The sequence below is a fragment of the Butyrivibrio sp. AE3009 genome (genome assembly GCF_000420845.1).
Taxonomy (GTDB): domain Bacteria; phylum Bacillota; class Clostridia; order Lachnospirales; family Lachnospiraceae; genus Butyrivibrio.
On the sequence record NZ_ATVS01000060.1, the window covers coordinates 1 to 11,582 of the forward strand.

The 11,582-nt window shown below is 47.7% G+C and carries 12 protein-coding genes; 11 read left to right on the forward strand and 1 reads right to left on the reverse strand.

Features of this window, described 5'->3' with window-relative positions; genetic code table 11:
- Positions 1-140: 140 nt before the first annotated feature.
- The 11 genes from G588_RS0117355 (at position 141) to G588_RS22625 (ending at position 10,620) form a co-directional block, all read left to right on the forward strand.
- The gene (locus tag G588_RS0117355; RefSeq protein ID WP_022779966.1) at positions 141-1,130 is read left to right on the forward strand and encodes a PLP-dependent cysteine synthase family protein; all 990 of its coding nucleotides are present in this window, start codon (positions 141-143) and stop codon (positions 1,128-1,130) included.
- Positions 1,131-1,161: 31 nt separating this feature from the next.
- The gene (locus G588_RS0117360; protein WP_022779967.1) at positions 1,162-2,631 is read left to right on the forward strand and encodes a nitrogenase component 1; all 1,470 of its coding nucleotides are present in this window, start codon (positions 1,162-1,164) and stop codon (positions 2,629-2,631) included.
- A 24-nt stretch (positions 2,632-2,655) separates the two neighbouring features.
- Positions 2,656-3,954, forward strand: a complete 1,299-nt coding sequence (locus G588_RS0117365; RefSeq protein WP_022779968.1) for a nitrogenase component 1 — start codon at positions 2,656-2,658, stop codon at positions 3,952-3,954.
- Positions 3,955-3,992: 38 nt separating this feature from the next.
- The gene (locus G588_RS0117370) at positions 3,993-4,463 is read left to right on the forward strand and encodes a NifB/NifX family molybdenum-iron cluster-binding protein (RefSeq protein ID WP_022779969.1); all 471 of its coding nucleotides are present in this window, start codon (positions 3,993-3,995) and stop codon (positions 4,461-4,463) included.
- A gap of 273 nt (positions 4,464-4,736) precedes the next feature.
- Positions 4,737-5,639, forward strand: coding sequence for a LysR family transcriptional regulator (locus G588_RS0117375; protein WP_022779970.1), 903 nt, complete (start codon positions 4,737-4,739; stop codon positions 5,637-5,639).
- 277 nt (positions 5,640-5,916) lie between these two features.
- Positions 5,917-6,777 (forward strand): transporter substrate-binding domain-containing protein, encoded by an 861-nt coding sequence (locus G588_RS0117380; protein WP_022779971.1) that lies wholly within the window; start codon positions 5,917-5,919, stop codon positions 6,775-6,777.
- A gap of 5 nt (positions 6,778-6,782) precedes the next feature.
- Entirely contained in the window at positions 6,783-7,493 is a 711-nt protein-coding gene (locus tag G588_RS0117385) for an amino acid ABC transporter permease (RefSeq protein WP_022779972.1), read from the forward strand.
- Between the two features lie 18 nt (positions 7,494-7,511).
- Positions 7,512-8,225, forward strand: a complete 714-nt coding sequence (locus G588_RS0117390; protein WP_022779973.1) for an amino acid ABC transporter permease — start codon at positions 7,512-7,514, stop codon at positions 8,223-8,225.
- Entirely contained in the window at positions 8,218-8,970 is a 753-nt protein-coding gene (locus G588_RS0117395) for an amino acid ABC transporter ATP-binding protein (RefSeq protein ID WP_022779974.1), read from the forward strand. Before G588_RS0117390 ends, G588_RS0117395 begins: the two co-directional genes overlap by 8 nt.
- Positions 8,971-9,111: 141 nt before the next feature.
- On the forward strand, positions 9,112-10,419 hold the full coding sequence (locus G588_RS21860; RefSeq protein WP_022779975.1) for a GGDEF domain-containing protein: 1,308 nt from the start codon (positions 9,112-9,114) through the stop codon (positions 10,417-10,419).
- A 27-nt stretch (positions 10,420-10,446) separates the two neighbouring features.
- On the forward strand, positions 10,447-10,620 hold the full coding sequence (locus G588_RS22625; RefSeq protein ID WP_022779976.1) for a hypothetical protein: 174 nt from the start codon (positions 10,447-10,449) through the stop codon (positions 10,618-10,620).
- A gap of 9 nt (positions 10,621-10,629) precedes the next feature.
- Here the strand turns inward: G588_RS22625 and larE are convergent, their stop codons facing one another.
- Entirely contained in the window at positions 10,630-11,448 is an 819-nt protein-coding gene (larE, locus tag G588_RS0117410; protein ID WP_022779977.1) for an ATP-dependent sacrificial sulfur transferase LarE, read from the reverse strand.
- Between the last annotated feature and the right edge of the window lie 134 nt (positions 11,449-11,582).

Consider the following 11,582-nt stretch of genomic DNA (forward strand, 5'->3'; position numbering starts at 1 on the left):
AGGATGAGGAAATACTGGGGTAGGGGCCCCGCGATTTCCGAATCCTTGTAGCATGACGAAAGCGCTTTTTGCGGAGTCATGCGTATATCATCAGATACTATGGCAACTCGATAGAAAGTCAAGACTAAGGAGGAAAAAGTATGTCAAATATACATAAATCCATTACTGAACTTGTTGGGAGAACACCCCTTCTTGAGCTTACCGGCTATGAAAAACACCATGACCTTGGAGCCACCATCATTGGTAAGCTTGAGTATTTTAATCCCAATCAGAGCGTAAAGGACAGAATAGCCCTTTCAATGATAGAGGACGCTGAAAAGAGCGGCAGGTTAAAGCCCGGCGACACCGTTGTTGAGACCACCAGTGGAAACACAGGAATCGGCCTTGCAGCCATCGCAGCAGCAAAGGGCTATCCTTTCAGAGTATATATTCAGGATCAGGTTAGCCAGGAGAGATTCCAGGTAATACATGCTTTTGGCGGAACCACCATTAAGCTTGGAGATGAGCCTGTTATTGCTAAGACACTTCAGGATACAGGTGGAGATTTCATCGCTGCCATCAAGGCTCTGAAGGAAGATGTTTTATCAAAAGAAGATCATATCTGCTTCGTTGATCAGTGTTCAAACCCGGCCAATCCTGCAGTTCACAAGAGAACCACAGGGCCCGAGATCTGGGAGGACACCGACGGAGAGGTCGACATACTGGTTGCCTGCGTAGGAACCGGCGGAACCGTTTCAGGAACAGGTGCTTACCTTAAGGAAAAGAATCCTAACGTCAAGGTAGTTGCCGTTCAGCCGGGGCCTAATTCACTTCCAAGTCCCAAGAAGCCTGTTCCGGATGAGGAAATCACCGGAGTTCATCCTTTCGAGGGAGTTCCGGAAAACCTGATCCCTTCAACACTGGACAGAAATATCTACGATGAATGGATTGCTGTTGAGGCCCTTGATGCCTTCGAAGCAGCAAGAGAGGCGGCATTAAAGGATGGAATCCTTATCGGTGCATCTTCGGGAGCAGCTCTTTTTGCAGCTAAGCAGCTGGCAGAAAGACCGGAAAACAAGGGAAAGAAGATCGTTGTTATCTTCCCTGACACAGGACTTAGATATCTTTCAACCAACCTTTTCAAAGCATAAAGTGGATTAAAAAGTAAATAGGAGATAGAAAATGGCAACCAATCTTAACAATTCAAACGTGGCCACCAGAGAGAACCGAATCGGTTCCATCACGGGCTACATCGGATCCTTAAAAGACCTGGCAACCCAGAGTGAGTGCGGAACCTTAAAGGGCTGCTCAAGATGCTTTTCCCAGTCAAGCTCATGTCTGTCAAGCTGCGCACTGGGCCAGCTCTCAGCCATAAGAGACATCGCACTTATCCATCACGGCCCCGCTGGCTGCTCAGTAGCGGCAGCAGGCACCTACTACCTGGATAAGGTTATGGCCAAAAAGAGAGGTGTTACCACCAGCACAGTTTATGTGGGTACCGACATGAACGAGAATGATACGATCTTTGGTTCCACCAAGGCTCTCAAGGACATCATTCTGGAAGTAAATAAGCGCTATTCACCCAAGGCTATCTTTGTATCCAGCTCCTGCGCAACAGGTATCATCGGTGAGGACATTGACAGCGTTGTGGATGAGGTAAAAGAGCAGATTGAAGTTCCTGTTATCGCGGTTCACTGCGAGGGCTTCAAGTCCAGAATCTGGGCTACGGGCTTTGACATTGCAGACCATGCGGTTCTGTCAGGAATCGTTCAGCCTCCTCGCGAGGGAATTAAGTCCAACAGGATCAACTTCAAGAACTTCTACGAGAGTGCAAGACCTGAGATCATCGAGATGTTCAAGCAGTTCGACCTGGACCCGATTTTCCTGTATTGCAATTCTACAGTTGAAGAGCTCTCACATATGTCAGAGGCTATTGCCACAACCTGTATCTGCGGAACTCTCGGAAACTACCTTGGCAACGTTCTTGAGGAGAAGTACGGTGTTCCCTACATCAGAAGCATCAACCAGTGCGGTATTGTAGGTTTTGAGACCTGGCTTCGCGAGATCGGAAGAGTTACGGGAAGAAGTGAAAAGATCGAGAAGTACATCGAAGAGCAGCGTGCTATTTACCTTCCCAAGATTGAAGAAGTTAAGAAGGAGCTCAAGGGCCTTCGTGCAGTTCTTGGAATGGGCCCCGGCTACACCTTCGAGGTATCCCGTGTTCTCAATGAGCTGGGAATCGAGGTTGTATGGGCTCTCGCATGGCACTACGACAAGAAGTACGAGAACGGAGACGTTCCTCCTTCAATGAAATATCTCCTTGATAATGATATTGATTTTGAGGCCTCAGTTGCGGATCAGCAGAACTACGAGGTTATGAATATCCTTAACAAGTATCAGCCTGACCTGTACCTTTCAAGACATCCCGGCTCCACAGTCTGGGCTATCAAGAACGGTACTCCGGCGGTGTATGTTGCTGATGAGTACATGATCTTTGGTTACAAGCACACCCTTGATTTTGCATACTCAATTCTTGACAGCATTAAGAACAGGAGCTTTGAGAAGAACCTGGCAAAGAGGACCAGGCTTCCTTACACCGACTGGTGGTACAAGCAGAACGTGGACAAGTTCTTAACACAGGAGAAGGCTTAATACATAAAATAAGGAGATGAAAAAGTGGCTAAACTATTAGATAAACAGAGATATAAATGCGCACTGGGTGCAATGCAGACAGTGCAGGCTATAGACAGAGCTATTCCGGTGCTTCACTCAGGCCCGGGATGTGCTCAGAAGCTTTCCGATTCCAACGGCAGCAGCGGATATTTTTCACCCAACATTTTTCCCTGTACCAGTATCAATGAGAAAGACGTTGTATTCGGCGGTGTTAAAAAGCTTCATTCAACCATCGACAATGCTCTTAAGGTGATCGACGCAGACCTTTACGTTGTGCTTACAGGCTGCATTCCGGAGATCGTAGGTGACGATACCGGAGAGGTGGTTTCCGAGTTTGCGGATGCAGAGAAGCCCGTTATCTACGCTCCCACAGCGGGATTTAAGGGTAACAACTACAAGGGCCATGAACAGGTCATCGATGCCATTATCGACCAGTATCTCAAAAAGAGCGATGAGAAGGAAGAGGGCCTTGTGAATGTCTGGGCTGACGTTCCTTATCAGGATCTGTACTGGAACGGTAACTTCAACGAGATCGAGAAGCTCCTTAAGGAGATAGGCCTTAAGCCCAATATCATTTTTGGTTATAAAAAAGGAATCGAAAATATCAACAAGATTCCCAAGGCTCAGTTTAATCTCTTGATCTCTCCCTGGGTTTCCGTAAAGAACGTCAAGAAGATGGAGAAAAAACTCGGTATTCCTTATCTTCATTACAAGAACCTTCCTGTGGGCGCCTTTGAGACCAGCAAGTTCCTCAGGGAAGTGGGCGAGTTCGCCGGCCTTGACAAGGAAAAGGTTGAGAGCGTTATCACAGAGCATGAGAATTATTACTACTATCTTATCGAGAGATTCGCAGATCTTTTCCTGGAGAACCGAGTTATCAACAAGCAGTTCACAGTTGTGGGCGATGCTCAGTATACACTTGCAATCACCAAGTTCCTGACCAATGACCTGGGTCTTATCCCGGCTAAGCAGTTCATCACCGACGATACTCCCAAGGAGTTCAGGGATGATATCGCTGCTGAGTTCAAGAAGCTCAACTATGGTATCGAGGCTGAGGCTGTATTCGAGACAGATGGTTACAAGATCCATGAGCAGATAAGAGAGCATGATTATCACGGATATCCTCTTATTCTTGGCGGTTACTATGAGAGAGAGCTTACCGAGGAGCTTAAGGGTAACTTCCTGAATGTGACCTGGCCTGTAAGAGACAAGATCGTGCTGGATGATTTCATTGCAGGTTACACAGGCGGAATCAGGCTTATCGAGGATATTTACACAGTGGCTTCACAGAGATTCAACTGATGAAGGGTACTTAAAAGGATTTTTTAGAAGGAGTAGTTATGTCATATTTAATAGCTGTGGCTTCTTCAGACGGAAGTAATGTAGATCTTACATTTGGCGAAGCGGAGTTCTTTCGCATATATGAAGTGGAGGGAACCGAGTATCACGAGAAGGAAGTGAGACAGGTTCCTGCTGCGGAAGAATCTGATGCGGCTGCCGATCAGAGCAGCGGCGAAGGCAAAGGCTGTGATAGTGCCGGTGCCGGAGGCTGCGGAAACGGATCCGGCAGTGGCTGCGGAAATGGCAACGGAGGCGGCTGCGGAGGCCCCCGGGGACATTCCGTTAAAGTGGAGCTTATCGCAGATTGCAGAAGTATAGTCTGCAAAAAGATCGGCTTTCAGGCTACGAAGCAGCTTGAGAAGAAGGCAATAGCCGGCTTCGACGTCAACTGCGGCGTAGATGAGGCCCTTACCAAGATCTCCGCATATTATAACAAGATCGATAACCATCAGTCTCTTCGCAGGGAGTAAGACTGAGGGGTATTGATATAGCCGTAGGTTTTCTTTTTTATATTTTTCTTTTTTCTTGGAGGGGCCAGCCCACAATTTTTAATGGGGACTGGCCCTTTTTGTGTGAGTCAATGGGGACGGTTGCGAGTCAATGGGGACGGTTCTCGCTGACTCGCTTCGTGAGTCAGCAAGAACCGTCCCCATTGACTCACAACCGTCCCCGTGTCATCCCGCTTCCGTTGTGATATAATGGTTGGGAAAATCATACCAACTCAGTGGGAAAAGGGGAACATCATGACAATACTCCAGCTTAAATACGTTATCGCCATCGACGAAGAATGCTCAATGAGGAAGGCCGCAGACAGGCTCTACGTCTCACAGCCGGGCCTGTCCAGCGCAGTGAGGGAGCTTGAGAGCGAGCTTGGCATTCAGATATTTCAGAGAGTTCACAACGGAGTTGTGACAACAGTAGCGGGAGGCGAATTTATTGCCTACGCAAGAAGCGTCGTTGAGCAGTACGAGAAAATAGAGCACAAATATCTGGAAAAGAGGGAGGAGAAACCTACTTTCTCAGTATCCATGCAGCATTACACCTTCGCAGTCAATGCTTTTATCGAGGTTGTTAAGGATTTCGATTGCAATTCCTATCAGTTCAGTGTTCGCGAGACCCAGACCAGCGAAGTAATCGACGACCTTAAGACCCTTAGGAGCGAGGTTGGTGTTATCGCCCTTTCCGACTTTAACAGAAATATGTTCAAGAAGGTCTTCGCAGATGCCTCACTTGAATTCCATGAGCTGTTCCAGTGCAATACCTACGTATATCTCTGGAAGAATCATCCCCTGGCAGACAGGGCAGAGTTGTCTTTGGAAGATCTCAAGGACTACCCCTGCATGGTATTCGACCAGGGCGACAACAACTCTTTTTACTACAAAGAAGAAGCCCTTGCTACCTACGATTATCAGAAGGTTGTCACCACCAACGAGAGAGCAACTTCCATGGAGCTCATGATCGGACTTAACGGCTACGCAGTCGGATCGGGACTTCTGGATGCGTCGCTTAACACCACGGATTTCAATGTTATCAAGTTAAAAGAGGAAGATATCCTCACCCTTGGCTATATCGTCAGAAAGGGCAATGTTCTCAGCGAGATGGGACAGGCCTATATCAAGAAGCTGGAGGCGTACTCAGCAGTGTGAGTGCCGCGGGAATGAGTCAATGGGGACGGTTGCGAGTCATTGACTCATTCCCGCCTACCGATAAACCTCTTTTATCGCCACATATAAACCTCCCGTAATTGTGCATCCTATCTGCCTGCTGTATATTAAATACAACAAACAAATAAACGCCGACCGGACAACCGGAGGCTTTCGTTTCACTATCATTGGGTGGATCGAAAGGCCTCCGGTTTTTTATTACAAAGAGCTGTCATATACAGCGGTTCGGTTCCATGTAAGAAAAGGAGGAGTCACAATTATGAAAATGAAATCTATCAAAAAAGTATTTATCTCCGGAGCACTTGCCTCCGTCATGTCAATATCCCTGGCAGCCTGTGGAAATGCATCAGCATCAGATACTACTCAGCAGACAGCAGATTCACCAAGCACAGAAGTAACCAAGGTAGTCATCGGATCAGGCATCAACTACAACCCCTACTGCTACCTGGATGAGAATGGCAACGCCGTAGGCTATGAGTACGATGTTCTTGCAGCCATCGACGAGCTACTTCCTCAGTACGAATTCGAATATCAGTCCATGGCCTTTGATCAGCTGGTGCTTTCACTTGAATCCGGCAAGATCGATGTGGCTGCACACCAGTATGAGTACACACCTGAGCGTGAGGAGAAATATCTTTTCTCAGGTGAGTCCTACACTTCCTACATCACCTACCTTGCGGTCCTGGTTGACTCGGATGTGACCTCTCTTGCAGACCTTGCAGGACAGAAGATCAGAACCGGCGGCGCAACCAGTGCTACAACCCAGATCCTCACCAAGTACAACGAGGAGCATCCCGGACAGGAGGTTGTTCTTGTAAACACTGAGTCCAGCTCAGACGAAGAAGGTGCCGCAGCCCTTAAGTCAGGAGCAGCCGCAGCCTCAGTTCTTAAAAAGAGCGATGTGACCAAGATGAACAAGAACTTCTCAGATGACGGCAAAGACTGGCTTAAGTCAGTAGGTGAACCCATCAACAATTCAAAGACCTATTACCTCTACCGCAAGGATGAGACCGAGCTTCAGACAGCCATCGACGGTGCACTCAAGACTCTCAAGGACAACGGCACACTGTCAGAGCTGGCAATCAAATGGGTAGGATATGACGTAACAGAAGAGGAATAATTTCCATGGGTAGTTACTTTAGCGCAGAGAGATTTATAAATGTTTTCCCCAAGATAATCAGCTGCATATCTGTGAATTTTCATATAGTTTTGTGGTCTATGCTGCTTGGAACAATTCTTGCCATTTTTGTTGCCATCCTTAGGTTAAAGGAGATTCCGGTGGTGAAGCAGATTCTTGGGGTATACATATCCTTTATGCGTGGAACACCGCTTCTGGTGCAGATGATGATAGCTTTTTACGGAATCCCGTTAGTACTCGGCAATGTATTTATGAACCTGTTCGGAATTAACTTAAACAGAGTGGAGCCTGTGGTTTTTGTGGAGATCGCGATCGTTTTAAATGAGGGGGCTTTTTTAGGCGAGATCTTCAGAGGAGCAATAACGGCAGTTCCGGCGCTTCAGACAGAGGCGGGTTATTCCATAGGAATGACCGGGGCACAGACCTTTTTCAGGATCGTGCTGCCCCAGGCCTTCAAGGTGGCGCTGCCCCATTACGGAGTTGATTTTGTGGGAGTATTCCAGAACACCTCTCTTGTATTCACTTTGGGCGTCGTTGACGTCCTTGGCAAAGCCAAAACACTGGGAGCTGCCACAGGTCATACTCTTGAGGGGTATCTGGCCGCCACTTTGATCTACATATCCTTCAGCCTTTTGCTTAAGGGTGTATTCCTCTTTATTGAGAAAAATATGAAAAACGGTAGCGCACCGGCTATCTGATTCGAGGTGACGTAACACATGAGTTTCAATGTTCAGAGCTTCATCGAAGCCTTAAGATCCGCATTTAAATATGCACCGGTCACCCTGGAGCTTACGGTGATAACCTTCCTGGTGAGCCTTGTGCTGGGGACGGTGATAGCTACTGTAAGACATTACAGGATTCCGGTGATCTCTCAGATCCTGGGAGTATTTGTAACGGTATATATGGGCCTTCCCATGATGGTGGCCCTTATTTTGTACAATCTGCTTTTTATGACCTTTTACAACGATTTTGCCACTGCTCTTAATATCTCAACTCCCATAAGTGAGATCAATCCCATCTACATCGGCTTTTTCGCACTGATCCTGGGACAGAGCTGCTCCCTTAGCGAAGCGGTGAGAGGAGCTTTCAGAGGCATAGAAAAAATCCAATACGAGGCAGGCTACAGCATAGGACTTAGCAAGATAAAAACGCTCTATCGCATTATCTTTCCACAGATGGTTCCGATCCTCTTGCCGGGAATGCAGAACTCGCTGATTGGCCTTTTAAAGGCCTCCAACCTGGTCAGCGCCATAGCTGTGACGGAGATAATGACGGGAGCCCTCCTTCCGAGCCTTTTATATTACAGTTATCTTGAGTCCTATGTGGCGGCAGCCCTTGTATATTGGATCATCGGAATCGGTATCGAGGTTCTGGCGCATTTTGCAGAGAAGAGATCAGGGCAGTATCTAAGGAGAATTAACAGTGATTGAACTTACAGGTGTAAAAAAGGCTTTCGGCAAACAGGAAGTCTTAAAGGATGTTTCCATAAAAGTAAATGATGGTGAAGTTGTGGTAATCCTGGGGCCCTCGGGCTCAGGCAAGACCACCTTCCTTAGGTGCATAAACTTCCTTGAAAGGGCAGAGCAGGGGAAAATGGTCTTTGGTGACAAGATCCTTGATCTTAAGCATGTGAAGAAGAGGGATATCCTCTATGTGAGAAGGCACAGCGCCTTCGTTTTCCAGAACTACGGACTGTTTGCTCACAAGACTGCGCTGCAGAATGTTATGGAGGGACTTACCCAGGTCCAGAAAATGAATAAGGCAGAAGCCCGTAAGATCGCTGAGGATGCCCTTAGCTGGGTGGGACTTCTGGATAAAAAAGATTTCTATCCCGCGCAGCTCTCCGGCGGACAGCAGCAAAGAGTCGGCATCGCAAGGGCTGTGGCCCTTAAGCCTGACGTGATACTTTTTGACGAACCTACATCAGCTCTTGACCCTGAGCTTGTGGGCGAGACTCTGGAAGTAATCAAGAAAGTGGCAAAGATGGGCATTACAATGGTGGTAGTTACTCATGAGATGTCCTTTGCCGAGGATGTTGCCGACAGAGTTATCTTTATGGATGGCGGCGTCGTGGTGGAGGAAGGTAAGCCCGGCGAGATTTTTTATAAGCCAAAGGAGGAGCGTACAAGACAGTTCCTGTCGAGGATTATTCCCCAGGATGCATATGTTATTTGACTCACAACCGTCCCCGCGTCATCACCGTCCCCATTGGTATAAAACCGTCCCCATAGACTCATTTAACATGGTATAATAGCTATGGATTTTGATTTGAATTGTATAGTACAAAACAGGGGAAAAAAGGAGAGGGAGATTGCCATGGAGAACAAGGCGCTGGAGGATTATACCAGGGGAGATCTGATAGATATTCTTGATTCCAACGTAGATGCCATCCTGATGGTTGACACTACTAAGAATTTATACCGATCTATAGCTCGAAAGGGTTTTTTTTTAGAATTATTGGAGGAGACAGGGGATTATTCGCAGCTTATCGAGAAATTGTGGTTTCACTTAAGTGAGACCGGGGAATCAATTTCCGATGACTACAAGGCCTTTGTTTCCTATTACGGCAAATATAGGGGAAAGACCAGCCGCAGACTTACGATATACGGTAAGGAGAGCGACAAACCCCATATTATTCAGATGAATGTTTATCCTATCAAGGATACTGACAAATATATTTACTGCATGGACGAGCTTGATGACTACGAATATGTTGAGGAGCACATGACTACAAACAAGGTAAGTACTATTCAGAGTACATACCTTTTCTCCATGTTCGTTGACCTTGCAAAGGATACCACCAGCAGTATCAGCGTTACGGAGATATCGGATGAGACGGTTGATTCCGACATCAAGTATTCCCAGTGGCGCCTCATGACCGTGAACATGATATGGCCCGATGATCAGCAAAGCTTCCTGGAGCTGACAGATCCCGATAACCTCAAGGTCAGACTTGAGCCCGGCTGCACCGCTTCCATCGAGTGCAAGATGAAGAATCTGGAGGGCATCTACATCTGGGTCAAGCTTACCTTCTGCAGAGCCCGGACCAGTAACAACAGGGACTTCCGATACGTGTTCATGGTTCAGGATATCAATGAGAGCTATGAGGACCTCATGACCACCTTGAAAAAATATGAGGACAAGGCCCTCGAGGATTCTCTCACGGGACTTCTCAACAGAGGCAGCACGGAGACTGAGATCCGTAATGCCATCGATGGATTTAAGAACGGCGGCGAGCAGGTGTCACTGATGATGCTTGACCTTGATAATTTCAAGAACGTTAACGATACCCACGGACATGCGGTGGGAGATGAGACCCTCAAGACCTTTGCTGCGATATTGCAGAACTGCGCCAAGGGCAAAAATGCAACTGTAGGCCGTTGGGGCGGCGAGGAATTTATCATCAGTATCTGCGATACATCCAGGGAAGATGTGCTTTCTTTTGCAGAGGAAGTAAGAAAGAGCGTTGAGGAATATGATTTTTGTGAGGCAGGGCGACTTACCTGCTCCATCGGAGTAAGTCACTTAGAGCCGGAGGATTCCTTTGAGGATGTGTATGACCGTATGGATAAGGCCATGTATTCTTCCAAGGAAGCCGGAAGGAACAGAGTAACCCAGTTGTGATGCGTTTTTGTTAATGGAGGTACTGTTATGCTGAGTAATGAGAACTTTTCTTTGGGAGCAAAAGAGGGTGCAACCGTCAATGCACCGGGAGAGAACAGAAGGCCAAGGCCTGAGAAGCCAAGTGTCAATGCACCCGGCGAGAACAGGAGACCGGCACCGGAGGCGCCCAGCGTAGATGCCCCCGGAGCTAACAGAAGATAATCCTTATAATTACAATGTTTCATTCATGCTGCCTGTGCGGTAGCCCTTAAGATCCAGTGAAGTGTAGGCAAAGCCATAGGACTTGAACTCAGAATTGATGCGATCTCTAAGGTCTTGGGAGAGAATCTTCCCGAAGTCCTCGGGTAACAGCTCAATCCTGGCTATATAGTTGGAATCACCATGGATCCTGACACGGAACTGCTTGAACCCCATATCAAATAACAGCTGCTCGCCTTTGTCCACAAGGGCGAGCTTTTCTTTTGTGATGAGCTCTCCGTAGGGGAAGCGGCTGGCGAGGCAGGCATAGGATGGCTTGTTATAGGTGGGAAGACCAAGGCTTTGGGATATTTCACGGATCTCTGCCTTGGACAGGCCGGCTTCCTTCAGGGGACTCTTGATCCCCAGCTCTGCGATAGCCTTAAGGCCGGGGCGATAGTCTCCCTGGTCATCCAGGTTGGAGCCCTCAACTACTTCGCAGAAATTCTTTTCCCTGCACAGGTCTACGAAGCTCCGGAATATCGCCTTTTTACAGATATAGCACTTATCGCTTGGATTCTCCTTAAAGCCCGGGACTGAGAGCTGATCCAGTTCCAGGACCACATGCTCTACGTCAATGCGCTTGCAGTATTCGCAGGCTTCCGTTAGTTCCCTTCGGGGAATGGAAGGTGTTGATGCGGTAACAGCAAGCATGTTTTGACCAAGTGCCTCTTTTGCCGCATAGAGAAGGAGCGTGGAATCCACGCCGCTTGAAAAGGCCACTACCACGCTCTTATAGCTTCTTAGTATCTCAAGAAGATCATCATATTTTTTTCTGAGGGCATCTTGCATAGTATTACTCCTCTCTTTTAGCAGGACTTTCATTGCGTGTCCCCGTACCTCTCAATTTCGCGGGACATGTCTTGACGTTTCCCCGTACCTCTCAATTTCGCGGGACATGTCTTGACGTTTCCCCGTACCTCTCA